The sequence below is a fragment of the Bisbaumannia pacifica genome, from assembly GCF_007989625.1.
In the GTDB taxonomy this organism is placed as follows: Bacteria; Pseudomonadota; Gammaproteobacteria; order Pseudomonadales; family Halomonadaceae; genus Bisbaumannia; species Bisbaumannia pacifica.
Map to the genome: position 1 here is coordinate 1 of NZ_BJUK01000045.1, position 26,649 is coordinate 26,649.

26 protein-coding genes are annotated in these 26,649 nt (G+C 67.4%); 19 read left to right on the forward strand and 7 right to left on the reverse strand.

Annotation, left to right across the window (positions count from 1 at the left end):
• Positions 1 to 71: 71 nt before the first annotated feature.
• Positions 72 to 695 (reverse strand): TIGR04211 family SH3 domain-containing protein, encoded by a 624-nt coding sequence (locus HPA02_RS15010; RefSeq protein ID WP_146804022.1) that lies wholly within the window; start codon positions 693 to 695, stop codon positions 72 to 74.
• Between the two features lie 217 nt (positions 696 to 912).
• Entirely contained in the window at positions 913 to 1,242 is a 330-nt protein-coding gene (locus tag HPA02_RS15015) for a DUF1820 family protein (RefSeq protein WP_146804023.1), read from the reverse strand.
• A 270-nt stretch (positions 1,243 to 1,512) separates the two neighbouring features.
• On the opposite strand from HPA02_RS15015, the gene miaB reads away from it, so the two are divergent.
• The 6 genes from miaB to paaX all read left to right on the forward strand — a co-directional run bounded on the left by miaB (position 1,513) and on the right by paaX (position 8,003).
• On the forward strand, positions 1,513 to 2,856 hold the full coding sequence (miaB, locus tag HPA02_RS15020) for a tRNA (N6-isopentenyl adenosine(37)-C2)-methylthiotransferase MiaB (RefSeq protein WP_146804024.1): 1,344 nt from the start codon (positions 1,513 to 1,515) through the stop codon (positions 2,854 to 2,856).
• Between the two features lie 115 nt (positions 2,857 to 2,971).
• The gene (locus HPA02_RS15025; RefSeq protein WP_146804025.1) at positions 2,972 to 4,054 is read left to right on the forward strand and encodes a PhoH family protein; all 1,083 of its coding nucleotides are present in this window, start codon (positions 2,972 to 2,974) and stop codon (positions 4,052 to 4,054) included.
• Entirely contained in the window at positions 4,051 to 4,569 is a 519-nt protein-coding gene (gene ybeY / locus HPA02_RS15030) for an rRNA maturation RNase YbeY (RefSeq protein ID WP_146804026.1), read from the forward strand. The genes HPA02_RS15025 and ybeY overlap by 4 nt, the downstream gene beginning before the upstream one ends.
• Positions 4,566 to 5,432: a CorC family transporter gene (locus tag HPA02_RS15035; protein WP_146804027.1), complete on the forward strand. Its 867-nt coding sequence runs from the start codon at positions 4,566 to 4,568 to the stop codon at positions 5,430 to 5,432. The genes ybeY and HPA02_RS15035 overlap by 4 nt, the downstream gene beginning before the upstream one ends.
• Positions 5,433 to 5,473: 41 nt before the next feature.
• Positions 5,474 to 6,940 (forward strand): apolipoprotein N-acyltransferase, encoded by a 1,467-nt coding sequence (gene lnt / locus HPA02_RS15040; RefSeq protein WP_146804028.1) that lies wholly within the window; start codon positions 5,474 to 5,476, stop codon positions 6,938 to 6,940.
• Between the two features lie 136 nt (positions 6,941 to 7,076).
• Entirely contained in the window at positions 7,077 to 8,003 is a 927-nt protein-coding gene (gene paaX / locus HPA02_RS15045; protein ID WP_146804029.1) for a phenylacetic acid degradation operon negative regulatory protein PaaX, read from the forward strand.
• Between the two features lie 72 nt (positions 8,004 to 8,075).
• On the opposite strand, the gene HPA02_RS15050 is transcribed toward paaX, so the two are convergent.
• The 3 genes from HPA02_RS15050 to paaN form a co-directional block, all read right to left on the reverse strand.
• Positions 8,076 to 8,861, reverse strand: a complete 786-nt coding sequence (locus tag HPA02_RS15050) for an enoyl-CoA hydratase-related protein (RefSeq protein WP_146804030.1) — start codon at positions 8,859 to 8,861, stop codon at positions 8,076 to 8,078.
• Positions 8,858 to 9,493 carry a phenylacetic acid degradation protein PaaY gene (gene paaY, locus HPA02_RS15055; RefSeq protein ID WP_146804031.1) on the reverse strand — a complete coding sequence of 212 codons (636 nt, stop codon included), beginning with the start codon at positions 9,491 to 9,493 and terminating at the stop codon, positions 8,858 to 8,860. Before paaY ends, HPA02_RS15050 begins: the two co-directional genes overlap by 4 nt.
• A gap of 182 nt (positions 9,494 to 9,675) precedes the next feature.
• Entirely contained in the window at positions 9,676 to 11,355 is a 1,680-nt protein-coding gene (paaN, locus tag HPA02_RS15060; RefSeq protein ID WP_146804032.1) for a phenylacetic acid degradation protein PaaN, read from the reverse strand.
• A gap of 387 nt (positions 11,356 to 11,742) precedes the next feature.
• Between paaN and paaF the strand changes: the two genes are divergently transcribed.
• From paaF to HPA02_RS15125, 13 genes are all read left to right on the forward strand, one after another.
• Positions 11,743 to 12,516: a 2,3-dehydroadipyl-CoA hydratase PaaF gene (gene paaF, locus HPA02_RS15065; protein WP_146804033.1), complete on the forward strand. Its 774-nt coding sequence runs from the start codon at positions 11,743 to 11,745 to the stop codon at positions 12,514 to 12,516.
• Positions 12,517 to 12,546: 30 nt separating this feature from the next.
• Positions 12,547 to 13,338 carry a 2-(1,2-epoxy-1,2-dihydrophenyl)acetyl-CoA isomerase PaaG gene (gene paaG, locus HPA02_RS15070; protein ID WP_146804034.1) on the forward strand — a complete coding sequence of 264 codons (792 nt, stop codon included), beginning with the start codon at positions 12,547 to 12,549 and terminating at the stop codon, positions 13,336 to 13,338.
• A gap of 107 nt (positions 13,339 to 13,445) precedes the next feature.
• Complete coding sequence (gene paaH / locus HPA02_RS15075) at positions 13,446 to 14,981, forward strand: 3-hydroxyacyl-CoA dehydrogenase PaaH (protein WP_146804035.1); 1,536 nt, start codon at positions 13,446 to 13,448, stop codon at positions 14,979 to 14,981.
• On the forward strand, positions 14,974 to 15,441 hold the full coding sequence (paaI, locus tag HPA02_RS15080) for a hydroxyphenylacetyl-CoA thioesterase PaaI (protein WP_146804036.1): 468 nt from the start codon (positions 14,974 to 14,976) through the stop codon (positions 15,439 to 15,441). The genes paaH and paaI overlap by 8 nt, the downstream gene beginning before the upstream one ends.
• Entirely contained in the window at positions 15,438 to 16,643 is a 1,206-nt protein-coding gene (gene pcaF, locus HPA02_RS15085) for a 3-oxoadipyl-CoA thiolase (RefSeq protein WP_146804037.1), read from the forward strand. The genes paaI and pcaF overlap by 4 nt, the downstream gene beginning before the upstream one ends.
• Positions 16,644 to 16,680: 37 nt before the next feature.
• Complete coding sequence (gene paaK / locus HPA02_RS15090) at positions 16,681 to 17,994, forward strand: phenylacetate--CoA ligase PaaK (protein ID WP_146804038.1); 1,314 nt, start codon at positions 16,681 to 16,683, stop codon at positions 17,992 to 17,994.
• Positions 17,995 to 18,202: 208 nt separating this feature from the next.
• Complete coding sequence (gene paaA / locus HPA02_RS15095) at positions 18,203 to 19,192, forward strand: 1,2-phenylacetyl-CoA epoxidase subunit PaaA (RefSeq protein ID WP_146804039.1); 990 nt, start codon at positions 18,203 to 18,205, stop codon at positions 19,190 to 19,192.
• Positions 19,193 to 19,223: 31 nt separating this feature from the next.
• On the forward strand, positions 19,224 to 19,505 hold the full coding sequence (paaB, locus tag HPA02_RS15100; RefSeq protein WP_146804040.1) for a 1,2-phenylacetyl-CoA epoxidase subunit PaaB: 282 nt from the start codon (positions 19,224 to 19,226) through the stop codon (positions 19,503 to 19,505).
• Between the two features lie 12 nt (positions 19,506 to 19,517).
• Positions 19,518 to 20,312 (forward strand): 1,2-phenylacetyl-CoA epoxidase subunit PaaC, encoded by a 795-nt coding sequence (paaC, locus tag HPA02_RS15105; RefSeq protein WP_146804041.1) that lies wholly within the window; start codon positions 19,518 to 19,520, stop codon positions 20,310 to 20,312.
• 34 nt (positions 20,313 to 20,346) lie between these two features.
• Entirely contained in the window at positions 20,347 to 20,889 is a 543-nt protein-coding gene (paaD, locus tag HPA02_RS15110; RefSeq protein WP_269750166.1) for a 1,2-phenylacetyl-CoA epoxidase subunit PaaD, read from the forward strand.
• A gap of 84 nt (positions 20,890 to 20,973) precedes the next feature.
• A complete protein-coding gene (paaE, locus tag HPA02_RS15115) occupies positions 20,974 to 22,050 on the forward strand; it encodes a 1,2-phenylacetyl-CoA epoxidase subunit PaaE (RefSeq protein WP_146804042.1) in 1,077 nt (358 codons plus the stop codon).
• A 78-nt stretch (positions 22,051 to 22,128) separates the two neighbouring features.
• The gene (locus tag HPA02_RS15120) at positions 22,129 to 23,544 is read left to right on the forward strand and encodes a hypothetical protein (RefSeq protein WP_186810003.1); all 1,416 of its coding nucleotides are present in this window, start codon (positions 22,129 to 22,131) and stop codon (positions 23,542 to 23,544) included.
• On the forward strand, positions 23,541 to 23,993 hold the full coding sequence (locus HPA02_RS15125; RefSeq protein WP_146804043.1) for a universal stress protein: 453 nt from the start codon (positions 23,541 to 23,543) through the stop codon (positions 23,991 to 23,993). The genes HPA02_RS15120 and HPA02_RS15125 overlap by 4 nt, the downstream gene beginning before the upstream one ends.
• Positions 23,994 to 24,273: 280 nt before the next feature.
• Here HPA02_RS15125 and phaC read toward each other — a convergent pair whose 3' ends face one another.
• Together phaC and HPA02_RS15135 are read right to left on the reverse strand one after the other, a co-directional pair.
• Complete coding sequence (gene phaC, locus HPA02_RS15130) at positions 24,274 to 26,103, reverse strand: class I poly(R)-hydroxyalkanoic acid synthase (protein WP_146804044.1); 1,830 nt, start codon at positions 26,101 to 26,103, stop codon at positions 24,274 to 24,276.
• A gap of 32 nt (positions 26,104 to 26,135) precedes the next feature.
• Positions 26,136 to 26,492 (reverse strand): hypothetical protein, encoded by a 357-nt coding sequence (locus HPA02_RS15135; protein WP_146804045.1) that lies wholly within the window; start codon positions 26,490 to 26,492, stop codon positions 26,136 to 26,138.
• Positions 26,493 to 26,649: the final 157 nt, after the last annotated feature.

The window sequence follows — 26,649 nt, forward strand, 5'->3', positions numbered from 1 at the left end:
GGGGTTCACAGCGTCTTCGCGTGGCCAGTCCCAGGGTAGCCCCGGTTCTCTAGTAGCCCAGTACCTGACACTTAGAACCAGCGATCGCGCTTCTTGCGACGCCGCGGCAGATGGGGAACGATCAGCCCCACCAGCAGGCCGGCCCCGGCCACGCCCCCGCCATACAGGAAGTAGCGCAGCAACAGGTCCTCTTCCTGGGTATCCAGGCGCGCCTGCAGCTCGCGCACCCGGCGCTGCGCCTCGGTGACCTGGCCATCCAGCTCGTGATTGCGCGACTCCAGCTCGGCGATTCGCGCCTCGCGCACCGCCAGGGTCTCGGTCATGCCGGCCACGCGCTGCTCCCACTGGCCGTTGATGCCGTCGAGCTCCTCGCTCAGCGCCGCCACGCGACGCTCCAGCGCCGGCAGCTGGACCCGGTCGCTGGGCGATGCCTGCAACTCGCTGGTCAGCACCCAGACCCGGTCACCGTCCGCGTCCTCGACCCGCGTGTAATTGCCGCTGCTCTCCAAGGCGCGCACCGGCTCACCGGCGGTGAGGGTGCCAATGATGCGATAGCCATCGGTGGGCCCGCTGCGCACGAAGGTGCTGAGATCGTCGGTGACCCAGTGGGTCGGGTCCTGCACTTCCTGAGCCTGGACGGAGAGGCTCAGCCCTCCCAATACCAGGCCCATGATCAAGGGGTTGAATTGTTTCATAGCTCTGCCGTCTTGATGGGCTCGGGATGGCACAACGGCCCCGCCCCAGGCGATCTTCGACGCGGCCGACGACTCCTTCGGCGACCTCGCCCCACTCGGATTGCCATCCACAGCTTCTGTGGATAAGTCTTGGGAAAACCCTTCGCGAAGAGTTCGTATCCGGCATCGGCGCTGCGATCCCGACAAATCGATCACTTTTTGATCGAAGCCACGGGCGTTACTCCTCGCCGCGGGGAGGCCAACTCATGGGCCGCGGAAACTCCGCTACCTTGCCCTCGGCCTTGACCGCCTTGGCGGCGCCCTCACGCTCCACTTCATCGATACGCACGATGGAATTCAAGGGGATATAGCTGCGGTTGACCCCCTCGAAGGTACGCCGCAGCTTCTCCGAGGCGGGGTCCACCACCAGCTTGGAGGCATCCTCGAAGACCAGCTCCTCCACCTCGAGAAAGCCCCACAGTTCGCTCTGGAAGATCTCCCGTGCATAGAGCTCCCAGACCTCGCCCTGATTATGAAATACCACGCGATAGATGGGCTTGGACGCCATAGTGCCTCTGTTTCGACCTCGGTTGACCGCCTCGCCGGTGGGCAAGCGCGCCCCCGGATCGTGACCGGCAAGAATACCATAGCCGCGCCCGTGCCGAACCCGGGCACCGACGGGGACATCACGGTGGCCATGCCGAGGGGCGCTGGCTCCTGCCCGGGCGGGTGCGTATAATCCTCGCCCAGACAATCACGCTCGGCCGCAAGGCCCCTCCTGAATAGACCCCAAACCGGTGACGGAAACGTCGGGCCTCGTGCCGCGACCCTGATTCTTATGGCGAAGAAACTCTTCATCAAGACCCACGGCTGCCAGATGAACGAGTATGACTCCGCGCGCATGGCGGATCTGCTCGGCGAGTCCCACGACCTGGAACTGACCGACGACGAAGCCCAGGCAGACGTGATCCTGCTCAATACCTGCTCGATCCGCGAGAAGGCCCAGGAGAAGGTCTTCCATCAGCTGGGGCGCTGGAAGAAGCTCAAGGAGAGCAACCCGGAGCTGGTGATCGGCGTCGGCGGCTGCGTGGCAAGCCAGGAAGGCGAGGCGCTGCGCAAGCGCGCCCCCCATGTGGACATGGTCTTCGGCCCTCAGACCCTGCACCGGGTGCCGGCGATGCTCGACTCCCGCCGGCAGAACCAGATCTCGGTGGTGGACGTCACCTTCCCGGAGATCGAGAAGTTCGATCACCTGCCCAAGCCCAGCTCCGACGGCGCCACCGCCTTCGTCTCGGTGATGGAGGGCTGCTCCAAGTACTGCACCTTCTGCGTGGTGCCCTACACCCGCGGCGAGGAGGTCTCGCGCCCCTTCGAGGCGGTGATGGACGAGGTGATCCACCTGGCCGACCAGGGCGTGCGCGAGATCAACCTGCTGGGCCAGAACGTCAACGCCTATCGTGGCGAGAACCAGCTCGGCGACGAGATCGACCTGGCCGAGTTGATCGCTTGCGTGGCGGCGGTGGAAGGCATCGACCGCATCCGCTTCACCACCTCCCACCCGGTGGAATTCTCCGACAGCCTGATCGAGGCCTACGGCGAGATCCCCGAGCTGGTCAGCCACCTGCATCTGCCGGTGCAGTCCGGTTCCGACCGCATCCTGGCGGCCATGAAGCGCGGCCACGGCGTGGAAGAGTATGTGGACAAGATGGAGCGGATCCGCGAGCTGCGCCCGGACATCAGCTTCTCCTCGGACTTTATCATCGGCTTCCCCGGCGAGAGCGATGAGGATTTCGAGGCCACCATGGACCTGATCCATCGCATCGGCTTCGACCACTCCTTCAGCTTCGTCTATTCGGCGCGCCCCGGCACCCCGGCGGCCGGCCTCGAGGACGACACCCCGGAAGCGGTCAAAAAGCAGCGCCTGGCGATCCTCCAGGAGCGCATCAACCAGCAGGCGATGCAGATCAGCCGGCGCATGGTGGGCAGCACCCAGCGCATCCTGGTCACCGGCTTCTCGCCCAAGGACCCGGGCCAGCTCTCCGGGCGCACCGAGAACAACCGGGTGGTCAACTTCCGCGCCGCCAACCCCATGGAACTGATCGGTTTCTTCGTCGACGTCGAGATCACCGAGGCGCTGCCCAACTCCCTGCGCGGCGAACTGGCCTCCCCGGCGCGCTACTGACCGCCCCCGAGGCGGCATCTTGTGGCCCCGCTCCCGGGGCCGCACCCAGGCATTGCCCCGGCACCGTCCGGGGCTTTAAGCTCATCGCATTTCCCCTGCCAAGGACCCTCTGCTCTTGAGCCAACACAGTTCTCAGGCCAATCGCATCATCACCCTGAACCTCGAGCCCAACGACCCCCGGCGCCTGGCCAATCTCTGCGGCCAGCGCGACGAGCACCTCAAGCTGGTGGAGTCCCGCCTCGGGGTCACCCTGCGTAACCGCGGCAACACCTTCCAGTTGGCCGGCCCCGGCGCCCGGGTCAAGGCCGCCGCCAATGTGCTCGAGCACCTCTATCGGGAGGCCGAGGCCGACGAGCTCTCCCCGGATACCGTGCACCTCTTCCTGCAGGAATCGGGCCTCGAGGCCCTGGAGGAGGACGAGGGGCCCCTGGACGATCACGAGGTACTGCTGCGCACCCCCAAGGTGGTGATCAAGCCCCGCGGCCAGAACCAGCAAGGCTATGTTCAGAGCATCCGTAACCACGATATCAACTTCGGTATCGGCCCGGCGGGCACCGGCAAGACCTACCTGGCGGTGGCCGCGGCGGTGGAGGCGCTCAACCAGCAACAGGTACGCCGCATCCTGCTGGTGCGTCCGGCGGTGGAGGCCGGCGAGAAGCTCGGCTTCCTGCCCGGCGACCTGGCCCAGAAGATCGACCCCTACCTGCGTCCGCTCTATGACGCCCTCTACGAGATGCTCGGCTTCGAGCAGGTGGGCAAGCTGATCGAGCGCCAGATCATCGAGATCGCGCCGCTGGCCTATATGCGCGGCCGCACCCTCAACAACTCCTTTATCATCCTCGACGAGAGCCAGAACACCACCCGCGAGCAGATGAAGATGTTCCTGACTCGCATCGGCTTCGGCTCCACCGCGGTGATCACCGGCGACGTGACCCAGGTCGACCTGCCCCGGGGCCAGAGCTCGGGGCTGATCCAGGTCCTCGATGTGCTCAAGGACACCGCCGGCATCGGCGTCACCCACTTCGCCGCCAAGGACGTGGTGCGCCACCCCATGGTGCAGCGCATCATCGAGGCCTATGACCGCTTCGAGGCGGAGCAGGAGGCCGAGGAGCGCGCCCGCAAGGAGGCCCGCCGTGAGGCCCGGGAGCGCCAGCAGGCCGGCCAGGCCAACGGCACCCCCGGGGATGCCGACCAATGAGCGAGATCGATCGCCAGGTGGCCCTGGCCGACGCCGCCGAGCGGGCCAGCCTGCCCGATGAGGACCGACTGGCCGCCTGGGTCGGCGCCGTGCTGGCCCGCCATCCCGAGGCCGCCGATCACGAGCTGACGGTGCGCTTCGTCGACGCCGAGGAGAGCCAGGCCCTCAATCGCGACTATCGCGACAGGGACCGGCCGACCAATGTGCTCTCCTTCCCCTTCGAGAATCCGCCGGGGCTTGACCTGCCGCTGCTCGGCGACCTGGTGATCTGCCATGCGGTGGTGGTTCGCGAGGCCGGCGAGCAGGACAAGCCGCTCTCGGCTCACTACGCTCATATGGTGGTGCATGGCACCTTGCATCTGCTGGGCCATGACCATATAGAGGATGACGAGGCCGAGCGCATGGAAGCCCTGGAAGTGGCCATCCTCGCCGAGCTGGGCTTCCCCGACCCCTACACGGCATCCGATCCGGCGCCCGGCGCGCCTTCTATCGAGGACACGAGACCCGACGCATGAGCGAAGACCGATCGAGTAGCCAGGGCAATAAGTCCTGGCTCGATAAGTTTTTCAGCGCCTTTTCCCCCGATAACGACGAGCCCAACTCCCGGGGCGAGCTGCTGCTCTTCCTGCGTGAGGCGAGCTCCCGCCTGCGCCTGGAGCAGGATGCCCTGACCATCATCGAGGGCGCCCTACAGATCAACGACCAGCAGGTCCGCGAGGTCCTGATCCCGCGCTCCCAGGTCACCGCCATCGCCGTCGACCAGCCCCTGGAGGAGTACCTGCCGGTGATCCTCGAGACCGGCCACTCCCGCTACCCGGTGGTGGGCGAGAACCTCGACGAGGTACTCGGCATCCTGCTGGTCAAGGACCTGCTTCCCCTGCTGTGCCGCTCCCCGGAGGAGCGTGACGGCCTCGACCTGCGCCAGGTGCTGCGCCCGGCGATGTTCGTGCCGGAGTCCAAGCGCCTCAACAGCCTGCTCAAGGAGTTCCGCGACACCCACAACCATATGGCGGTGGTGGTCGACGAGTACGGCGGCACCGCGGGGATCGTCACCATCGAGGATATCCTCGAGCAGATCGTCGGCGATATCGAGGACGAGCACGATATCGACGAGGAGGAGGATATCCGCGAGCTCGGCGAGGGACGCTTCGCCATCCGCGCCCTGACCCCCATCGAGGACTTCAACGAGCGCTTCGAGACCCGCTTCCCCGATGAGGAGTTCGACACCCTGGGGGGCCTGGTGATGCAGCGCTTCGGCCACCTGCCCCGGCGCGGCGAGTTCACCGACCTGGGCGGCTGGCGCTTCACCGTGCTCAACGCCGACAATCGCCGCATCCGCCTGCTCCAGGCGGAACCCTGCGAGGCCGAGGACGACTGACCCGGCGCCACAAGGATTCATCTTCGACAAGGAACGCATCGATGAGCGAGTTGCGCCTGCTCCCCTGGCACGCCTATCTGCTGGCCCTGCTGGCCGGGGGCCTGACCACCCTTAGCGCCGCCCCCTTCACGCTCTGGTGGCTGGGCCCGGTGGCCGCCGGCCTGATGTACCTGGGCCTCCACGCCCTGACCCCGGGCCAGGCCGCCATGAAGGGCTGGTGCTATGGTCTCGGCCTGTTCGGCAGCGGCACCTCCTGGGTCTACGTGTCGATCCACGACTACGGCTACACCGCGGTGCCGTTGGCGCTGTTTCTGACCGGCCTCTTCGTCGCCGGCCTGGCGCTGTTCTTCGCCGTCACCTTCTGGCTCTACCGGCGCCTGACCGGGCCGCGGCTGGCCGCCTTCACCTTCGCCGGCGCCTGGGTGCTGGGCGAGGTACTGCGCACCTACGCCTTCACCGGCTTCCCCTGGTTGCTGCTGGGGGCCTCCCAGGTCGACTCGCCCCTGGCCCCCTGGGCCCCCATCGGCGGGGTCTACCTGTTGTCGCTGCTCACCGCCCTCACCGGCAGCCTGGGGGTCGAGCTGCTGCGCCGGCGCTGGGCCGCCGGGGCCATCGTCGCCGTGCTCTGGCTGGCCGTGCTGGTGCTGCCCCGCCAGTGGAGCGAACCGACCGGCGAGACCCGCCGGGTCGCCCTGCTGCAGGGCAACCTGGATCAGCTGATCAAGTGGACCCCGGAGGGGCAGCGGGTGGCGGCCAACACCTACAGCCGCCTGACCCTGGAACAGGGCGACGATATCGACCTGATCGTCTGGCCCGAGGCGGCGTTGCCGATGTTCGAGGATCAGGCGCGGCCGATCTTCGAACGGGTGCAGGCCAACCTGGCCCCGGGGACCGCCCTGCTCAGCGGGGTCCTGCAGCGCGACGCCGACGACCGCTATTACAATGCCGTGGTGGGCCTGGGCGAGGTGGAGGGCGAATATCGCAAGGCGCACCTGGTGCCCTTCGGCGAGTACCTGCCCCTGGAGGACCTGCTGCGCGGCGCCATCGCCTTCTTCGACCTGCCCATGCCGGCGCTCTACCCAGGCCCCGACCAGCAGGCCCCGATGCATGCCGCCGGCCTGACCCTGGGCAACGCCATCTGCTACGAGATCATCTATCCCGACCTGGTGGCCAGCCGCGCCCGTGACGCGGATATCCTGCTCACCGTCTCCAACGACACCTGGTTCGGCGCCTCCCTGGGGCCCCAGCAGCATCTGCAGATGGCTCGCCTGCGGGCGCTGGAGAATGGTCGCTATGTGATGCGCGCCACCAGCAATGGCCTGACCGCCTTTATCGACCCCCAGGGCCGGGTGCTGGCCCAGGCGCCTCAGTTCGAGGTCGCCAGCCTGGTCGGCGAGGTGCAGGGCATGCAGGGGCTGACGCCCTTTACCCGCACCGGCAGTTGGCCCGCCTGGCTGCTGGCCGCCCTGCTGGTGCTCCCGGGACTGCGCCTGGCCCGGCGCTCCTAACCCTACTGCGAAAGAAAGATACCGCCATACTCCCGTATCATGTTAGCGTGATTCCTCCCCTGTGATACGGGTTTGTCGGTGCCAAGCTATTGGAATCGTTAACCTCTATACCAACTCCAATAAAGACTAGAATGTCATGATGTCAGCTACCGAGTGTGTCGCCTCCCTGATCGAGAGCTTCCAGAACCGGCGCCCGCTGCGCTCCGGCTCGCTGATCGTCACCCTCTACGGCGACGCCATCGTGCCCCGCGGCGGCACCGTCTGGCTGGGCAGCATCTCCCAGCTGCTGGAGCCCATCGGCATCAACGAGCGCCTGGTGCGCACCTCGGTCTACCGTCTGACCCGGGAGACCTGGCTGCAGGGCGAGAAGACCGGCCGACGCAGCTACTACAGCCTTAGCGGCCCGGGGCGGAGACGCTTCGAGCAGGCCTTCAAGCGGGTCTACTTCGGCAATGGCGAGGCCTGGGACGGCGGCTGGACCCTGGTCTTCCTCGGCCAGCTGGCCACCGCGGAACGTGCCAAGGCCAAGGAGGAACTGGAGTGGCTGGGCTTCGGCGCCTTCGCCGGCGGCGTACTCGCCCACCCGCGCATGCACCGCAGCGAGGCCCTGGGCGTGCTCCAGGAGCTCGGTATGGCCGAGGACACCATCGTCCTGCATAGCGAGGCCAGCGAGCCCCTGGCTCCCAAGGCACTGCGCCTGCAGGTACGCGAGAGCTGGAACCTGGACCAGCTGGCCGACAGCTACAGCCGTTTCCTGGCCCAGTTCCGCCCGCTCTGGAAGGCGCTCAGCGAGGGCCATGGCCTCGGTGATCAGGATGCCTTTATCGCCCGCACCCTGCTGATCCACGAGTATCGCAAGGTGCAGCTGCGCGACCCCCAGCTCCCCGAGGAGCTGCTGCCCACCGCCTGGGAAGGCCGCAACGCCCGCCAGCTATGCCGCAATATCTATCGGGAGATCTACCGGGGCGCCGAGCGCTGGCTCGACCGCCATCTGGAGACCGCCGAAGGCCCCCTGCCCGCCCCCGCCGCCAGCTTCTACCAGCGCTTCGGCGGCCTGGACTGACCCTCGAGGTGCCTCCATAGAAAACGCCCGCCGGCGATCATGCCGGCGGGCGTTTTTTTCGAGGGGCAGCGACTACTTGTGCCGGAAGCTCGGCTTGCGCTTCTCGGCGAAGGCGCTCATGCCCTCCCGGCGATCCTCGAAGGCGAAGGTGCTCTGGAAGGCGCGTCGCTCGAAGGTCAGCCCCGCCTGCAGCGGGCCCTCGAAGGCCTGGTTGACCGACTCGCGAATCAGCCGCACCACCGGCGCCGAGTGACCGGCGATGGTGGTGGCCAGGGCCAGGGCCTCGGTCTCGAGCTCGCCGGCGGGCACCACCCGGCACACCAGGCCGGCGCGCTCGGCCTCCTCGGCACCCATCATGCGCCCGGTCAGGCACAGCTCCATGGCCTTGGCCTTGCCGATGGCGCGCACCAGGCGCTGGGTGCCGCCGGCGCCGGGCATGGTGCCGATCTTCACCTCGGGCTGGCCGAACTTGGCGCTATCGGCGGCCAGGATCAGGTCGCAGGCCATGGCCATCTCGCAGCCGCCACCCAGGGCGTAACCGGCCACCGCCGCCACCACCGGGGTGCGGCAGCGTTCCAGGGCCGCCCAGCCGCCATCGGCGGCGAAGGGGAAGTCCTCGGCCTGCAGGCCGGCCATGTCGCGATCGAGCATCTCGCCGATATCGGCGCCGGCGGCGAACACCTTGTCGCCCCCGGTCAGCACGATGGCGCCGATCTCGGCGTCACCATCGAAGGCATCCAGGGCCCGGCCCAGTTCGGCCACCAGGCCGTTGCACAGGGCGTTATGGGCCTGGGGACGATCCAGGCGGATCACCCCGACCCGCCCCTCGCGGGTCACCCGGAGATAGTCGTAACTCATGCACTTTCCTCGCTGTTCTGACGCTGGCCCTTGGGCGCGTGGGTCGTGCCCTTGGGTGCGGTGCTGCCGGCATCGAGACGGGGGCGGTCGGCGTCGAGCTCGCTAAGCGGCTCGCAGGCCTCCATCTGCTCGCGGCAGCGCCCCACCAGGCGTTGATACTCCCGGGTGCCCTGCTGCTTCCAGGCCACTTCCTGGTCGCTAAGCTCGCGCTTGACCTGGGCCGGGGAGCCCAGCACCAGGGACTGGGGCGGGCATTCGAAGCCGGCCTTGACGAAGGCGGCGGCGGCGACGATGGAGCGCTCGCCGATCACGGCGCCGTCCATCACCACGGCATTCATACCGACCATGGCATCGCGCTTGACCACGCAGCCATGCAGCACGGCGCCATGGCCGATATGGCCATCCTGCTCCACCTTGGTGATGCAGCCGGGGAAGCCGTGCATCACGCAGGTGTCCTGCAGGTTGGCGCCCTCCTCCAGCACCAGTTGGCCGAAGTCGCCGCGCATCACCGCACCCGGTCCCACATAGCAGTCGGGGCCGACGATGACGTCGCCGATCAGCACCGCGGTGGGGTGCACATAGGCGCTGGGATGCACCACCGGGGTGACTCCCTCGAGGCGATAGCAGGGCATGGCGAACCTCCTCTAGTTAGCGTTGATGGATCGGGGCTGGTCCGGGACAAGCCTCGCGAAGACGCTATGAACCCTTCCCTGGGCGCTCGACTTTTTCGTCCATGAAAAAGACGCTTCGTTCTGGCTTGCCCCGGCGCCCCGATGAACGATGCCAGGCACCGCCCATGACAGGGAGGGAGAACTTACGCCTCGGCCGGGGCGTGGCGACGGCTCTGCACCACCACGAAACGCCGGGCGACGAAGGCCTGGTCGCACAGGGAGGCGTTGGCCGCCGGGTTGCCGCCGGTGGCGTGGAAGTCGCTGAAGGCCGCGGACTGATTGACGAAGACGCCGCCGTCCAGGTTGAGCGACAGCGGGGCCGCCACGTCCATGGCCAGTTGCTCGAACTGCTCGGCCACGGCCTCATCGGTGGTGTAGGCACCGAGGGTGATGGCGCCCTTCTCGCCGATCACCTCGCGGGCCAGTTCGATGCTGTGCGCGGTGCTGTCGGTGGCGATGACGAAGCTGATCGGGCCGAAGCGCTCCTCGCTGAAGGCGTCGCGCTGGCCGGCGTCGACCTTGAGCAGCAGCGGGGTGTGGATGCGTGCCTTGGGGAACTGCGGATGCTCGCGGGACTCGCTGTCCAGCAACACCTCGCCCAGCTCGCGGCAGGCCGCGATGCGCTCGGCGGTGGCCGGTGCCTGGATGGCCCCCAGCACGGCGCAGGCGCGATCGTTGTCGCCGAGGAACTTCTCCACGGCCTTGGCCAGAGCGCCGGCCACCTGATCGAAGCTCATATGCCCCTCGGCGGTCTCGATGCCGCCCTTGGGCACGTAGATCGCCTGGGTGGTGGTGCACATCTGGCCGGAGTAGAGGCTCAGGGTGAAGGCCAGGTTGCGGGTCACCGCCTTGAGGTCGGCGACGCTGTCGATGATCACGCTGTTGATGCCGGCCTTCTCGGTGAACACCTGGGCCTGGGTGGCATTCTGCTCGAGCCACTCGCCGAAGGCGTTGGAGCCGGTGAAGTCGATCAGCTTGACCGCCGGGTGGAGCGCCAGCTCCTTGGTCACCGGTGCCTCGAGGCTATCCGGGGCCAGGGTCACCAGGGCCGGGTCGAAGCCCGCCTCGGCGAGCACGTCCTGGGCGACCTTGACGGTCATCGCCACCGGCAGGATGGCGCCCGGGTGCGGCTTGACGATCACCGGGTTACCGGTGGCCAGGCTGGCGAACAGGCCCGGGTAGGTGTTCCAGGTGGGGAAGGTGGAGCAGGCCACCACCAGGGAGATGCCACGGGGCACGATATGGAAGCGCTTGTTCATCACCAGCGGGTCGTGCTTGCCCTGGGGCTTGACCCACTGGGCGGTCTCCGGCACCTGAGCCATGGCCTGCCAGGCATAGGTGACGGCTTCCAGGCCGCGATCCTGGGCGTGGGGGGCGCCGGCCTGGAAGGCCATCATCGGTGCCTGGCCGCTGGTGTGCATCACCGCCTGGCCGATCAGCGGGCTCTGGGCATTGAGGCGCGCCAGGATCTCCAGGCAGACGCCGACCCGCGCCTTGGCACCGGCATCGCGCCAGGCGGGCATGGCCGCCTGCATGGCATCGATCAGGGCCGCGGTCTCGGGCTGATCATAGGTGATGCCCAGCTCGAAGCCGTAGGGGGAGACCTCGGCACCGACCCGCTCGGAGGCGCCGGGGCTGACCAGGGAGAAGGGCTGCTTGCACAGCGCCTCGAAGGCGGCCGGGGCGCCCTTGACGGCGTCCTCGTCGTACTTCTTGAGGCTCTCGGGATAGGGGGTCCAGAACTCGCGGGAATTAATGGCCTGGACGGCGCCCTCGAGGGTGTCGCGGTGGCGCTCGAAGAACTGCTGGGCTTGCTGGGTCATGGGGGGACTCCTGACTCAGGGAGGATATTTTGATACGCGATATTCCCAAAGACTATCCATAGCGTAACGAAACATCAATCGCCACGGGCCAATGCCACCCCGTGCGACTCCCCGCCCCCGATCGCCATATGGCTGTTTTTCCGGGGTTTTACCGCAAAACCCCTCGTCAGCCCCTTCTTCTTCGACCATGGTATAAGGGCCGAAAACCCAGCGACAAGGGCGATATTAAAAGACTGTTTTTACGGGAGTTTTATCGAAACCCTCGAGAAATACGATACAGAGATATAGAAAATGCATCATTGATGCGTATCAAAAAACTCCTATACTCGTGGCTATCACCTCTCATTATGTATCGCTTTCACGGCACCCGAGCCGAATCGAGGAACCATGCCGAACCTGCTGCAACTCGAAGGCCCCCACCGCGGCGTCCTGCGTATTACCCTGCACCGCCCCGAGGCGCTCAACGCCCTGAATACCGCCCTGCTGGGCGAGCTGGCCGAGGTCCTGGCCGACGCCGACCAAGATGACGCCATTCGCGCCGTGGTGCTTACCGGCAGCCGTCGTGCCTTCGCCGCCGGCGCCGATATCAACGAGATGGCCGAGCGCGATCTGGTGGGCATGCTCGACGACCCCCGTCAGCGTCACTGGGCCGCCATCGCGCGTTTCTCCAAGCCCATCGTCGCCGCCATCAACGGCTTCACCCTGGGCGGCGGCTGCGAGCTGGCCATGCATGCCGATATCCGTATCGCCGGCGAGGACGCCAAGTTCGGCCAGCCGGAGATCAACCTGGGCATCATGCCCGGCGCCGGCGGCACCCAGCGCCTGGTGCGGGCGGTGGGCCAGGCCCTGGCCACCCAGATGGTATTGACCGGCGAGCCGATCTCCGCCCGCCGCGCCCTGGAGGCGGGGCTGATCAGCGAGATCACCCAGCCGGAGCTGACCGTGGAGCGTGCCACCGCCATTGCCGAGCGCATCGCCGAGAAGGCGCCCCTGGCGGTACGCCTGGCCAAGGAGGCCCTGCACAAGGCCCTGGACACCGACCTGGCCACCGGCCTGCGCTTCGAGCGTCATGCCTTTACCGTGCTGGCCGGCACCGCCGATCGCGAGGAGGGCATCAAGGCCTTCCAGGAAAAACGCCGCGCCCAGTTTACCGGACGCTAACGCCCCCTTTGACGACAGAAGGACAGCGCCATGACCGATCAGCCTTTGCACTACTGCGTGGAAGCCGGCATCGCCCGCCTTACCCTCAACCGCCCCGACAGCCTCAATAGCTTCAATGGCGAGATGCACGCCGCCATGCGCGAGGCCCTCAAGGCGGTGCGCCAGGACAAGAGCGTGCGCGTGCTGCTGCTGACCGGCAACGGTCGCGGCTTCTGCGCCGGCCAGGACCTCTCCGATCGCAACGTGGCCCCCGGCGCCGAGGCGCCGGATCTCGGCGAGTCCCTGGAGAAACGCTACAACCCCATGCTGCGCACCCTACGTGACCTGCCCTTCCCCACCGTCTGCGCGGTGAACGGCGTGGCCGCCGGTGCCGGCGCCAATATCGCCCTGGCCTGCGACATCGTGCTGGCGGCGCGCTCCGCGAGCTTTATCCAGGCCTTCTGCAAGATCGGCCTGATCCCCGATTCCGGCGGTACCTGGAGCCTGCCGCGCCTGGTGGGCATGGCCCGCGCCAAGGGCCTGGCCATGCTGGGTGACAAGCTCGGCGCCGAGCAGGCCGAGCAGTGGGGCCTGATCTGGCGCTGCGTGGACGACGAGGCCCTGGCCGACGAGGCCCTGAGCCTGGCCCGCCACCTGGCCACCCAGCCCACCCAGGGCCTGGCCTATATCAAGCGCGCCCTGCACGCCAGCGACGACAACGGCTTCGACGAGCAGCTCGACCTGGAACGCGACCTGCAGCGCCTGGCCGGCCGCACCGGCGACTACCGGGAAGGCGTCAGCGCCTTTATGGAAAAGCGCCAACCACAGTTCAAAGGGGAATAAGATGCCCGCACTCGACACTCATATCGTTGTCGGCGCTGGAATGAGGGGTGCCGGTGCCTTTATGGAAAAGCGCAAACCAAGCCTTCACAACGCCCAGGGGGAATAAGATGTCCGCACTCGACACCCATACTGTGGTAGGCGTGGTCGGCGCGGGCGCCATGGGCGCCGGCATCGCCCAGGTGGCGGCCCAGGCCGGTCACCCGGTGCGCCTCTATGACACCCGCGATGGCGCCGCCGAGGCCGGCATCGCCGGCATCCGACAGCAGCTCGAGAAGCGCGTCGCCAAGGGCAAGCTGACCCAGGAAGCACTGGAGGCGGTGATCGATCGCCTCAGCCCGGCGACCGGCCTGGACGACTTCGCCGGCTGCGGCCTGGTGGTAGAGGCCATCGTCGAGAAGCTGGAGGTCAAGCGCGAGCTGTTCGGCCGCCTCGAGGCGATCTGCGGCGAGGACGCGATCCTCGCCAGCAACACCTCCTCGCTCTCCATTACCTCCATCGCCGCGAACCTGGAGCGCCCGGCGCGCCTGGCCGGCCTGCACTTCTTCAACCCGGCACCGGTGATGAAGCTGGTGGAGATCGTCTCCGGCCTGGCCACCGAGGCGTCCATCGCCGAGACCCTCTACGCCACCGCGAGCGCCTGGGGCAAGACCCCGGTGCACGCCAGCTCCACCCCTGGCTTTATCGTCAACCGGGTGGCCCGGCCCTTCTATGCCGAGGGCCTGCGCCTGCTGCAGGAAGGCGCCGCCGATGCCGCCACCCTGGACGCCCTGCTACGCCAGGCCGGCGGCTTTCGCATGGGCCCCTTCGAGCTGATGGACCTGATCGGCCATGACGTCAACTACGCCGTCACCCGTTCGGTGTTCGACGCCTACTATGGCGACACCCGCTTCGAGCCCTCCCTGGTGCAGCTGGCCCTGGTCGAGGCCGGCCGCCTGGGTCGCAAGAGCGGCCAGGGCTTCTACGACTACCGCGACGGCGCCGACAAGCCGGCGCCCCGCTTCGCCGCCCCGGCCCACGCCGATCTGCCGCCGCTGGTGGTGGAAGGCGAGGCGGGCTTCCTGGCCCCGCTGATCGAGCGTACCCGTGCCGCCGGCGTCGAAGTGGTACAACGTCCGGCCCAGGGCGCCGCGGCCCTGCCGACCCTGCGCCTGGGTGAGCTGAGCCTGGCGCTCAGCGACGGCCGCTGCGCCACCGAGCGCGCCGCCGACGAGCACCGCGAGAACCTGGTGCTCTTCGACCTCTGCCTCGACTACGCCGAGGCCAGCGCCATCGCCCTGGCCGCCAGCGCCGCCACCGATGAGGCACAGCGCGCCGTCGCGGCGGCCTTCTTCCAGCGCCTGGGCCTGGCCGTGGCCTGGATCGACGACACCCCGGGGCTGGTGGTGCTGCGCACCGTGGCGATGCTCGCCAACGAGGCCGCCGACGCCGTTCACCAGGGCGTCTGCAGTGCCGCCGATGGCGACCTGGCCATGCGCGCCGGGGTCAACTACCCCCGCGGCCCGCTGGCCTGGGCGGAGGCCCTGGGCCTTGGCTATGTGCATCGCACCCTGACCCACCTGCAGCAGAGCTACGGCCAGGATCGCTACCGCGCCGCCTTCCTGCTGCGCCGCAAGGCCATCGCCGAGGAGCGCTTTCATGAGTGAGTCCCTGACCCCGCAACGGCTCGCCGAGGCCTGCGCCGAGGCGATGTTCGCCCGCGATACCGCCAGCCAGGCACTGGGCATGGAGATCGTCTCGGTGGCCCCGGGCCAGGCGGTGATGCGCATGAGGGTGCGCGACACCATGGTCCAGGGCCACGGCAACTGCCACGGTGGCTACCTCTTCACCCTGGCCGACTCGGCCTTCGCCTTCGCTTGCAATACTTACGACGAGGCCACCGTGGCCTCGGGCTGCAGCATCGACTACCTGGGGCCGGCCTGGGAGGGCGATGAGCTGACCGCCACCGCCGAGGAGCAGAGTCGCCGCGGGCGCACCGGCGTCTACGACATCACCATCCGCAACCAGCACGGTGACGCCATCGCCCTGTTCCGGGGCCGCTCCTACAAGATCCGCGGCAGCGTACGCCGCCTCGAGGAATCCACCGCCGCAGAGGGCCAAGCATGAACGACGCCTATATCATCGACGCCATCCGTACCCCCATCGGCCGTTACGGCGGCGCCCTCGCCCCGGTGCGCGCCGACGACCTGGGCGCCATTCCGATGCGCGAACTGATGGCGCGCAACCCCTCGGTGGACTGGTCGCAACTGGATGACGTGCTCTACGGCTGCGCCAACCAGGCCGGCGAGGACAACCGCAACGTGGCGCGCATGTCGGCGCTGCTGGCGGGCCTGCCGGTGGACGTGCCCGGCACCACCCTGAACCGCCTGTGCGGCTCCGGCATGGACGCGGTCGGCTACGCCGCCCGCGCCATCAAGGCCGGCGAGACCGGCCTGATGCTGGCCGGCGGCGTGGAGTCCATGTCTCGGGCGCCCTTCGTGATGGGCAAGGCCGAGCAGGCCTTCTCGCGCAGCGCCGATATCCATGACACCACCATCGGCTGGCGCTTCGTCAACCGCCAGATGAAGGCCCAGTTCGGCATCGACTCCATGCCGGAGACCGCCGAGAACGTCGCCGAGCAGTTCCAGATCTCCCGGGAAGACCAGGACGCCTTCGCCCTGCGCAGCCAGCAGCGCACCGCCGCCGCCATGGAGCGCGGCCGCCTGGCCCAGGAGATCGTCCCGGTGGAAGTGCCGCGGCGCAAGCAGGAGCCGCGGGTGGTCGATACCGACGAGCACCCCCGCGCCTCCACCACCTTGGATCAACTGGCCAAGCTGCCCACGCCCTTCCGCGACGGCGGCAGCGTCACCGCCGGCAACGCCTCCGGGATCAATGACGGCGCCTGTGCCCTGCTGCTGGCCTCCCGGGCCCAGGCGGAGCGCTTCGGCCTCAAACCCCGCGCCCGGGTGGTCGGCATGGCCACCGCCGGCGTCGAGCCGCGCATCATGGGCTTCGGCCCCGCCCCGGCCACCCGCAAGGTGCTGGCCCAGACCGGGCTCACCCTCGAGCAGATGGACGTGATCGAGCTCAACGAGGCCTTCGCCGCCCAGGCCCTGGCGGTGACCCGCGATCTGGGACTCCCCGACGACGCCGAACACGTCAACCCCAACGGCGGCGCCATCGCCCTCGGCCATCCGCTGGGCATGAGCGGCGCCCGCCTGATCACCACCGCGCTGCATGAACTCGAGGCCCGCCAGGGACGCTACGCGCTGTGCACCATGTGCATCGGCGTGGGCCAGGGCATCGCCATCATCATCGAGCGCCTGTGACCCATAACGACAACGCCCGCTTGCCTGGAGACACCCCATGACGATTCACACCAAGGTCCGCCCCATCGCCAACCTCGACCCGATGGAAACCGCCAGCCTCGACGAGCTGCGCGCCACTCAGCTCAAACGCCTGAAGTGGAGCCTGAAGCACGCCTACGACAACGTGCCCTTCTATCGCCAGGCCTTCGACCAGGCCGGCATCCACCCGGAGGACATTCGCTCCCTGGAGGACCTCGGCAAGCTACCCTTCACCACCAAGGCGGATCTGCGCGACAACTACCCCTTCGGCATGTTCGCCACGCCGATGCGTGACGTGGTGCGCGTGCACGCCTCTAGCGGCACCACCGGCCAGCCCACCGTGGTGGGCTACACCCAGAACGACATCGACACCTGGGCCGACGTGGTGGCTCGCTCGATTCGTGCCGCCGGCGGCCGCCCCGAGGACAAGGTGCACGTGGCCTACGGCTATGGCCTCTTCACCGGCGGCCTCGGCGCTCACTACGGCGCCGAGCGCCTGGGCTGCACCGTGATCCCCATGTCCGGCGGCCAGACCGAGAAGCAGGTGCAACTGATCCGCGATTTCGATCCGGACATCATCATGGTCACCCCCTCCTATATGCTCAATATCGCCGACGAAATGGAGCGCCAGGGCCTCGACCCGCGCCAGCTGGCCCTGCGCGTCGGCATCTTCGGTGCCGAACCCTGGACCAATGATATGCGCACCGCCCTCGAGCAGCGCCTGGGCATCGACGCCCTGGACATCTACGGCCTCTCCGAGGTGATGGGCCCGGGGGTCGGCATGGAGTGCCTGGAGACCAAGGACGGCCCGACCCTCTGGGAAGACCACTTCTACCCGGAGATCATCGACCCGGTCACCGGCGAGGTGCTGCCGGACGGCGAGTATGGCGAGCTGGTCTTCACCTCCCTGACCAAGGAGGCCCTGCCGATCATCCGCTACCGCACCCGGGATCTGACACGCCTTCTTCCGGGAACCGCCCGCCCGATGCGTCGTATCGACAAGATCACCGGGCGCAGCGACGACATGCTGATCATCCGCGGGGTCAATGTCTTCCCCACCCAGATCGAGGAGCAGATCCTCAAGGTGGAGCGCCTCTCGCCCCACTACGAGATCGAGGTGAGCCGCCAGGGCAACATGGACATGGTGCGGGTGCGGGTCGAGGCCTGCAGCAACGAGGTAGCCAAGGACAGCGGTGCCTGCGAGGAACTGGCCAAGGCGCTACAACACGGCATCAAGACCTATATCGGCATCAGCACCAAGATCGAGGTGTGTGGCGTCGAGGAGGTGATGCGCTCCGTCGGCAAGGCCAAGCGCGTCAAGGATCTGCGCTAACCTCCCAGGGAGTTTTCTGGCGCCGTCCGGCCTCGCCGGGCGGCGCTTTTTTATGCTTCTCCCGGCATCTCGCTAACTCATCTGAGCCGCCCTAGCCGAAGGTCTAAAAGCGACACGATTTTTATTTATTGATTTATTTTTTCGTGTCACTAAACTCTAGGTTAGATCAACAAGGTCAGATTCCCCGACCCGTTACCGGAGGTCACCCATGTACGCACAGCTGGTCGATACCGGCGCCAAGCGCCTCAAGGATCTGGAAGAGATGAGCGCCGAGGAGCGCGCCTTCCAGGAGCGCATCGACGCCGAGATCAAGATCGAGCCGAAGAACTGGATGCCGGACGGCTACCGCAAGACGCTGATCCGTCAGATTTCCCAGCACGCCCACTCGGAGGTGGTCGGCATGCTGCCGGAGGGCAACTGGCTGACCCGGGCCCCGACCCTCAAGCGCAAACTGCAGCTGATGGCCAAGATCCAGGACGAGGCGGGCCACGGCCTCTACCTCTACAGCGCCATGGAGACCCTGGGCGCCGACCGCGACGAGGAGATCGACAAGCTCCACGACGGCAAGGTGAAGTACTCCAGCATCTTCAACTACCCGACCCTGAGCTGGGCCGATATCGGCACCATCGGCTGGCTGGTGGATGGCGCCGCCATCGTCAACCAGGTGCCCCTGCAGCGCACCTCCTATGGCCCCTACTCCCGAGCCATGATCCGCGTCTGCAAGGAGGAGAGCTTCCACCAGCGCCAGGGCTACCAGATCCTGCTCGACCTGATGCAGGGTGGCACCGACGAGCAGAAGGCGATGGTGCAGGACTCCATCAACCGCTTCTGGTGGCCGGTACTGATGATGTTCGGCCCCAGCGACGCCGACTCCCCCAACAGCGCCCAGTCCATGGCCTGGAAGATCAAGCGCCACAGCAACGACGAGCTGCGTCAGCGCTTTATCGATCAGACCGTGCCGCAGCTGGAGTTCCTGGGCTGCACCGCCCCGGACCCGGACCTGAAGTGGAACGAGGCGCGCGGCCACTACGACTTCGGCGAGATCGACTGGAGCGAATTCTTCGACGTGCTCAAGGGCAACGGCCCCTGCAACCGCGAGCGCATCGAGACCCGCAAGCAGGCCATCGATGATGGCGCCTGGGTTCGCGAGGCCGCCAAGGCCTATGCCGCCAAGCAGCGCGCCCGCCAGGCCGCCTGATAGCCACCCCCGAATTCAAGAGGATATGACCATGGCAGATTGGCCCCTTTACGAAGTCTTCGTGCGCAGCAAGCACGGCCTGAGCCACAAGCACGTGGGTAGCGTGCATGCCGCGGACCGCCGCATGGCCCTGGAGAACGCCCGGGAGCTCTACACCCGCCGCAACGAAGGCGTCAGCATCTGGGTGGTGCCCGCCAAGGAGATCACCGCCTCCGCCCCGGACGAGAAGGAGCCGCTGTTCGACCCGTCCCAGGACAAGGTCTACCGCCACGCTTCCTTCTACGAGCTGCCCGACGAAGTCGGCCACATGTAAGGGGTGGGAATCATGCAAAACGTGTCTCAGACGTCTCAGCCAGCGCTGGTGGAATACCTGCTGCGCCTCGGCGACAACGCCCTGATCCTCGGCCAGCGCCACGCCGAATGGTGTGGCCATGCGCCGGCCCTCGAGGAGGAGATGGGGCTGCTCAACGTGGGCCTCGACCTCTTCGGCCAGGCCCGCCACTGGCTCGGCTATGCCGCCGAACTGATCAGCGCCGAGGGCGGCCAGGGCGAGGTCGATGCCGACCACCTGGCCTTCCGCCGCGACGCCCAGGACTTCCGCAACCTGCTTATCGTCGAGCAGCCCAACGACGACTTCGCCGTGACCCTCGGCCGCCAGTTCCTGTTCGACGCCTGGCATTACCACCTGCTCACCGGCCTGGTGGAGGCCAAGGATCCGCGGGTCGCCGAGATCGCCGCCAAGTCCCTCAAGGAGGCGACCTATCACCTGCGTCGTTCCGCCGAGTGGGTGCGCCGCCTGGGCGACGGCACCGAAGAGAGCCATGCGCGCATGCAGCGAGCCATCGAGCTGCTGTGGCGCTTCACCGGCGAACTGACCGAGTTCGATGCCGTGGACGAGGCCATGCGCGAGGTGGGCATCGCCCCCGACCCCGAGGCCCTCACCGCCAGCTGGCGCGCCACCGTCGAGCAGGTACTGGACGAGGCCACCCTGGCCCGCCCGCCCTTCGATGCCTGGATGTACCGTGGCGGCAAGCAGGGGCACCACACCGAGCACCTGGGCTTTCTGTTGGCGGAGATGCAGGCGCTGCCGCGGGCCTACCCGGACGCCACCGTCTGGTAAGCCAGATGTCTGCGCTTTAGCGAGGAGACCCACGATGTCCGATGCCATGCAACTGATCGATAGCGACCGTGGCGGCCTGCCCCCGGCCGGCGCCGAGGGCGATGTGGCCGCCGTGATGGCGGTGCTTCAGGAGGTGCTCGACCCGGAAGTGCCCGCGGTCAGCGTGGTGGAACTGGGCATCGTGCGCGAGGTGAGCTGGGTGGAAGGGCGCCTGAGCGTGGCCGTCACCCCCACCTACTCCGGCTGTCCCGCCACCGAGGTAATCGAGGAGGCGATCCATCGCGCCCTGGTCACCGCCGGCTACGCGGATCCGCGCATCGAGCGACGCCTGTCGCCGGCCTGGACCACCGACTGGATCACCGCCGAGGGGCGCGACAAGCTGCGCGCCTACGGCATCGCCCCGCCGGTGGGCAGCGCCAGCAAGCGCAGCCTGCTGGGCGCGGAGCCCCAGGTGCCTTGCCCCCAGTGCGGCAGCCTCGAGACCGAGCGGGTCAGCGAGTTCGGCTCCACCGCCTGCAAGGCGCTCTACAAGTGCCGGAGCTGCCTCGAGCCCTTCGACTACTTCAAGTGCCTATGAGCCCGGCCTGAGGGCGATACCTGCCCGGGCCCCGGCGACAACTTCATGTGCCTCAAGCCGGCACGCGATCGACGAGAGATTACTATGAGCCGATTCCACCCCCTGGTCGTCAAGGAAGTCCGCCGCGAGACCCGTGACGCCGTCTCCATCGCCTTCGAGGTTCCCGAGGCCCTCCACGAGGCCTTCCAGTTCACCCAGGGCCAATACCTGACCCTGCGTCACGAGCTCGCCGGCGAGGAGGTGCGTCGCTCCTACTCCATCTGCACCGGCATCCATGAGGGCGAGATTCGCGTGGCGGTCAAGCTGGTCCCCGGCGGGGCCTTCTCCACCTTCGCCAACGAGTCGCTGAAGGTGGGCGACACCCTGGACGTGATGCCGCCCCAGGGCAAATTCTTCGTGCCCCTGGACCCGAGCCGCAAGGGCCATTACCTGGCGGTGGCCGCCGGTAGCGGCATCACGCCGATCCTGTCGATCATCAGCACCACCCTGGAGACCGAGCCGGAGAGCCGCTTCACCCTGCTCTATGGCAACTTCTCCACCGCCACCACCATGTTCCGCGAGAAGCTCCTGGACCTGAAGAACCGCCATATGGAGCGCCTCAACCTGATCCACGTGTTCAACCGCGAGGAGCAGGACATCGACCTCTACAACGGCATTATCGATGCCGAGAAGTGCCACACCATCTTCGGCCGCTGGCTGGACGTGACCGAACTGGACGCGGCCTTCCTGTGTGGGCCCCAGGCCATGTCCGAGACCGTGCGGGACGCCCTCAAGGAGCACAAGATGCCCGCCGAGCGCATCCACCTGGAGCTCTTCGGCACCCGCCCCAACGCCAGCGCGCGTCGCCCGCAGGCCAGCGGCGTCGGTCAGGTGGCCCCCGAGAGCTCGCATATCAAGGTGATGATCGACGGCCGCACCCTGGAGTTCGACCTGCCGAAGAACACCCAGAGCATCCTCGATGCCGGCAACGAGCATGGCGCCGACCTGCCCTACTCGTGCAAGGCGGGGGTCTGCTCCACCTGCCTGGCCAAGGTGGTGGAAGGCGAGGTGGAGATGGACGCCAACTACGCCCTCGAGGACTACGAGATCGAGGCCGGCATGGTGCTGAGCTGCCAGTGCTTCCCGGTCAGCGACAAGGTGGTCCTGAACTTCGACCACTAAGCGCTCACCGCTACCCGCCCCGCTCCCGGGGCGGGGCTGCATACCGATAACGACAACTCCCAACGCTGACGACACCCTATGCCTAGCCAACGTCCACACGGCGCCGTGCATCCGGGAATCAAGTGGGGTCGCTTTACCCTGCGCATTCCCGGCATTCACGTCGACCTGACCCCCAGCACCCAATTCCAGGGTGGCCTGCTGCTGCTGGCCACCGGCGGCGCCACCGCCCCGCTGCTGATGCAGTACTTCGGCGTCTCCTTCGAGATCGCCTGGACGGTGATGCTGGTGATGTTCTTCTGGGTCTTCGCCCAGACCTTCCTGTTCGGGGACGTCTACTCCGCCGGCGGCATCGCCGCGGGCCTGCCCCTGACCATCATCTTCCTCAACGACTTCAGCCCCGGGCCCGAGGCGATACGCGCCATGATCGCGGTGACCCTGGTGGTCTCCTTCCTGTTCCTGTTCTTCGGCATCACCCGGCTCGGCGAGCGCTTCAACCGCCTGGTGCCCGCCACCCTCAAGGCGGGGATTATCATGGGCGCCGCCGTGGCCGCCTTCCAGTCGGAGCTCGATCGCCTGGAGCGCATGCCCTTCACCCTGCTCACCGCCTGGGTGGTGGTGCTGGCGCTGATGTTCTCGGCGCCCTTCGCCCGCCTGCCCAATAGCCGCCTGAAAATGCTGGTGGGCGCCAATGCCCTGCTGGTGGCCTTTATGGCCGCCGGCGTGGTGGGCCTGATCAGCGGCGAGTTGCGCTTCGATATCGAGTGGGGCCTCTTCGTGCCGCCGCTGCGCGAGACCCTAGATACCCTGGCCCCCTGGTCGGTGGGCCTGCCCTCCTGGGGCGTGATCGCCAGCGCCATCCCCATCGGCGTGATGATCTATATCCTCGCCTTCGGCGACCTGCTGGTGGCGGACACCCTGCTCAAGGGGGCCGACAAGGCACGCAGCGACGAGAAGCTCGATATCGATCACACCCGAAGCCACTATGTGCTGGCGATCCGCAACCTGGCCCAGCTGGTGACCGCCGGCCCCCTGGTGATGCTGCACGGCCCGATCTGGACCGGCGTCCAGGTGTTCCTGATCGAGCGCTATAAGCAGGGTCGCACCGTCATGGACTCCCTGTTCACCGGCACCACCAACTTCTATCTGCTGGCGATTCCCCTGGGGATGCTGATGCCGGTGCTGGGGTTGATCATGCCGATGCTGCCGGTGGCCCTGTCGGTGACCATCGTGCTGACCGGCTTCGCCTGCGCCTATGTGGCCATGGCCATGGTGCAGGGCAATATCGAGCGCGGTCTGGTGCTGACCATCGGCATGCTGACCGCGGTGATGGGCCCCGCCTGGGGCATCGGCGCCGGTATCCTGCTCTACTTCCTGATGCTGGGCCGGGGCGGCGAGCGGGCCGCCGAGCCGGTGGCCGAAGAGGATGTCACCGAGTCCCTGGAGGGCGAGGCTTCCTACACGCCCCCCAACGCCGCCGAAGGAGAGCGCGCATGAGCTACCGTCGCATCCTCGCCGCCCTGGATGGCTCCCGCCACGCCGAGGCGGTACTGAGCAGTGCCGTCGAGCAGGCCCGGCTCAACGAGGCCGAGCTGCTGCTGGCCACCGCCGTGCCCCACTACGGGGATGGGGCGCCGATCCTGGTGGCCGATATCGGCGGCCAGGCCCAGCGTGACAGGGAGGCGCTGCAGGTCGAGGCCCGGGAGGCCGGCAAGGCCCTGCTGGCCAAGGCCCAGGCCCGCGCCACGGAGGCCGGCCTCGCCCCGCGCAGCCTGCTGCTGGAGGGCGAGGCCGCCGATGTGCTGTGCCGCTGCGCCGCCGAGCACCAGGTCGAGCTGCTGGTGATCGGCAGCCGCGGCCTGAGTACCGTCAAGGAGCTGCTGCTGGGCAGCGTCAGCCACAAGGTAGCGCAACTGGCGCCCTGCCCGGTACTAATCGTCAAGTAATCCCTTCATGGGTTTCGCCAGGGTGCCATCGCGGCCCCTGGCTTTTTTGTGCGTGCGGCCTTGCCATGTCGATGGCCTGTCCCGCGACTACCCCGAGGGCCAGCATCGCAAAGACGCTGTAGATCCCTCCCTGGACGCTCGACTTTCTCGTCCCTAATAAAGACGCTTTGCTCTTGCCGACCCTCGGCGTCGCTCACCTCGGAGGCCGCATCACGCCTGTTTCCCTATACGATGAGGCCGCCCCGAAGGGCGGCCTCGTTGGCAGGACGACGGGAAACGCTTAGGCGCCGCCCTGCTCTTCCAGCACCTGAGGGATGGTCTGGCGCACATAGCGCCCCGGCGCCGGCTCGAGGATATCCAGCTCGCCCTCGCCGGGCCGGCGGGCGGGCACCCGCTTGTCGGCATCCACATAGCCGTTGTCGGTCATCCAGGCCTGCCAGTGGGGCCACCAGGAGCCCTCGTTGAAGGTCGCGCCTTCCAGCCAGGACTCCGGCGAGGCGGGCAGCTCCGCATTGGTCCAGTAGCCGTACTTGTTCTTGTGGGGCGGATTGACGATCCCGGCGATATGCCCGGAGCCGCCCAGCACGAAGGTGACCGGCCCCTTGGGCAGCTGGGTGCCACCATAGGTGCTCTGCCACTTGGCGATATGGTCTTCCCGGGTGGAGACGAAGTAACTGGGGGTGGAGACCTTGCGCAGGTCGATCTTGACCCCGTCCAGCTCGATGCCGCCGGGCTCGATCAGCCGGTTCTCCATGTACATGTGGCGCAGGTACCAGCCATGGGTGGCCGCCGGCAGGTTGGTGCCGTCGGTGTTCCAGTAGAGCAGGTCGAAGGCCGCCGGCTGCTCTCCCTTCAGGTAGTTGCTGACATAGAAGGACCAGAACAGGTCGTTCTCCCGCAGCAGGTTGAAGGAGAAGGCCATCACCCGGCCATCCAGGTAGCCGTCCGCCTGCAGCTGACGCTCGATGCCGGAGAGCACGGTGTCGTTGAGGAAGACGCCGATCTCGCCCGGGTCGCTGAAGTCCTGCAGGGTGGCCATGTAGGTCACCGACTTGACCTTGCGCCCGCGGCGGGTGCTGGTCAGGTAAGCCACGGTGGAGGCGGTCAGGGTGCCGCCGATGCAGTAGCTGAGCAGGTTCACCGACTTCTCGCCGCAGGCCGACTCGATGGCCTCCATGCTGGCGATGGGGCCGAGCTGCATGTAGTCGGCCCAGGTCAGGTCGCGCTGCGCCGGGCCCGGGTTGCGCCAGGAAATCAGGAACACCGTATGGCCCTGATCCACCAGCCACTTGACCAGGGAGTTGTCCTCGCGCAGGTCGAGGATGTAGTACTTGTTGATCCAGGGCGGTACCACCAATAGCGGCGTCTTGAACACCGTCTCGGTGGTCGGCGTGTACTGGATCAGCTGAATCAGTTCGTTCTCGTAGATCACCGAGCCCGGGGTCACCGCCACGTTCTCACCGATGCGGAAGGCCTCCCGGTCGGTCATGGCCACGTTGATCCCTTCCGCCGAGTTGGCCAGGTCCTCGCGCAGCCGCGCCAGCCCCTCCACCAGGTTCTCGCCCTGGGTCTCCAGGGTCAGGCGCATCACCTCGGGGTTGGTGGTGACGAAGTTGCTCGGCGCCACGGCACTGACGTACTGGCGGGCATAGAACTCCAGGTTGCGTTTCTGCTGGGGCGGCAGGCCGTCGAGGCCCTGCACCAGCCGTTCCACCTGGCGGGAAAACAGCAGGTACTGCTCCATCAGCGCCCGGTAGAAGGGCTCCTGGTGCCAGGCCTCGTCCTTGAAGCGGCGGTCATGCCTGGCCGGGGCGACCAGCGGCTCGACCTCTTCGCCGGCCAGCAGGCGCAGGTTATGCTGCCAGAGCTGCCACTGATCCTGCATCAACTGCCACTGGGCGCCGTAGAGGGCCTGGGGGTCGCGCATCAGCGCCTCCAGGCCGGCGCGGAAGGTCTCGCGCATGTCTTCCTGGACCTGCTTGGCGGCCTCGCTGGGGGCCGCCCGAGCCATCAGGTCTTGAAGTACCGCCTGATACTCCTGGCCGATGCGCTCGAGCTGCTCGCTCCAGCCGTCCCACGCTTGGGCATTGGCATTCTGGTCTGTCTGCATCCCCGACTCCTTGGTTAGTGTCTCGACGGAAATTATCGGCCGGCCCGAGCGGCACGGCTGATGGCCCGGGCAGGCCCTTCGTCCACCGGCCGCGGCGCCGGGGGCCGGGAGGCGACAGCGCCATCGGCGAGCGAGTCCAGCCAGGCCCGCTGCCACTGGCTTCCCCACTCCCCCAGGGCCTGGGCGTCCTCGACCCACTGGTGTTGCAGGCGCTGGGCGAGCTGCCAGGGCCCGCTCGCCAGGGCCACGCTGGCGTCGGCCTCGGTCAGGGCCTGGAATGACTCTTGGGCCAACTGGCCATAACGGGTCAGGGACTGCCGTTGCAGGGCACTCAGGGAGGAGAGGGATTCGACCAGGGGGGCCGGGAGGGGGGACAGCGGATCCTGCATAACGAGACTCCTTTCGTCACCGTGAAGGACGTGACCATGGTGCTTGCTGCACTGCACAACAAACACCCCGACAGAGTAGTCCTAGGCGAGGCGCCTTGCAACCGTGGTGCCCGCCCAGCAGAGCTATCACAGTGGAATGACTGAGTGGCGCTGGGGG

What these genes read in the sequence shown, in the direction of transcription:
- paaA (WP_146804039.1), top strand. Translation starts at nt 18,203, where the DNA reads ATGTACGCACAGCTGGTCGATACCGGCGCCAAGCGCCTCAAGGATCTG.
- HPA02_RS15050 (WP_146804030.1), bottom strand. Translation starts at nt 8,861, where the DNA reads ATGAGTTACGACTATCTCCGGGTGACCCGCGAGGGGCGGGTCGGGGTG.
- HPA02_RS15125 (WP_146804043.1), top strand. Translation starts at nt 23,541, where the DNA reads ATGAGCTACCGTCGCATCCTCGCCGCCCTGGATGGCTCCCGCCACGCC.
- paaX (WP_146804029.1), top strand. Translation starts at nt 7,077, where the DNA reads ATGATGTCAGCTACCGAGTGTGTCGCCTCCCTGATCGAGAGCTTCCAG.
- HPA02_RS15120 (WP_186810003.1), top strand. Translation starts at nt 22,129, where the DNA reads ATGCCTAGCCAACGTCCACACGGCGCCGTGCATCCGGGAATCAAGTGG.
- HPA02_RS15015 (WP_146804023.1), bottom strand. Translation starts at nt 1,242, where the DNA reads ATGGCGTCCAAGCCCATCTATCGCGTGGTATTTCATAATCAGGGCGAG.
- phaC (WP_146804044.1), bottom strand. Translation starts at nt 26,103, where the DNA reads ATGCAGACAGACCAGAATGCCAATGCCCAAGCGTGGGACGGCTGGAGC.
- ybeY (WP_146804026.1), top strand. Translation starts at nt 4,051, where the DNA reads ATGAGCGAGATCGATCGCCAGGTGGCCCTGGCCGACGCCGCCGAGCGG.
- paaB (WP_146804040.1), top strand. Translation starts at nt 19,224, where the DNA reads ATGGCAGATTGGCCCCTTTACGAAGTCTTCGTGCGCAGCAAGCACGGC.
- pcaF (WP_146804037.1), top strand. Translation starts at nt 15,438, where the DNA reads ATGAACGACGCCTATATCATCGACGCCATCCGTACCCCCATCGGCCGT.
- HPA02_RS15035 (WP_146804027.1), top strand. Translation starts at nt 4,566, where the DNA reads ATGAGCGAAGACCGATCGAGTAGCCAGGGCAATAAGTCCTGGCTCGAT.
- paaF (WP_146804033.1), top strand. Translation starts at nt 11,743, where the DNA reads ATGCCGAACCTGCTGCAACTCGAAGGCCCCCACCGCGGCGTCCTGCGT.
- paaI (WP_146804036.1), top strand. Translation starts at nt 14,974, where the DNA reads ATGAGTGAGTCCCTGACCCCGCAACGGCTCGCCGAGGCCTGCGCCGAG.
- HPA02_RS15135 (WP_146804045.1), bottom strand. Translation starts at nt 26,492, where the DNA reads ATGCAGGATCCGCTGTCCCCCCTCCCGGCCCCCCTGGTCGAATCCCTC.
- paaE (WP_146804042.1), top strand. Translation starts at nt 20,974, where the DNA reads ATGAGCCGATTCCACCCCCTGGTCGTCAAGGAAGTCCGCCGCGAGACC.
- paaD (WP_269750166.1), top strand. Translation starts at nt 20,347, where the DNA reads ATGTCCGATGCCATGCAACTGATCGATAGCGACCGTGGCGGCCTGCCC.
- paaG (WP_146804034.1), top strand. Translation starts at nt 12,547, where the DNA reads ATGACCGATCAGCCTTTGCACTACTGCGTGGAAGCCGGCATCGCCCGC.
- miaB (WP_146804024.1), top strand. Translation starts at nt 1,513, where the DNA reads ATGGCGAAGAAACTCTTCATCAAGACCCACGGCTGCCAGATGAACGAG.
- paaC (WP_146804041.1), top strand. Translation starts at nt 19,518, where the DNA reads ATGCAAAACGTGTCTCAGACGTCTCAGCCAGCGCTGGTGGAATACCTG.
- lnt (WP_146804028.1), top strand. Translation starts at nt 5,474, where the DNA reads ATGAGCGAGTTGCGCCTGCTCCCCTGGCACGCCTATCTGCTGGCCCTG.
- paaN (WP_146804032.1), bottom strand. Translation starts at nt 11,355, where the DNA reads ATGACCCAGCAAGCCCAGCAGTTCTTCGAGCGCCACCGCGACACCCTC.
- paaY (WP_146804031.1), bottom strand. Translation starts at nt 9,493, where the DNA reads ATGCCCTGCTATCGCCTCGAGGGAGTCACCCCGGTGGTGCATCCCAGC.
- paaH (WP_146804035.1), top strand. Translation starts at nt 13,446, where the DNA reads ATGTCCGCACTCGACACCCATACTGTGGTAGGCGTGGTCGGCGCGGGC.
- HPA02_RS15010 (WP_146804022.1), bottom strand. Translation starts at nt 695, where the DNA reads ATGAAACAATTCAACCCCTTGATCATGGGCCTGGTATTGGGAGGGCTG.
- paaK (WP_146804038.1), top strand. Translation starts at nt 16,681, where the DNA reads ATGACGATTCACACCAAGGTCCGCCCCATCGCCAACCTCGACCCGATG.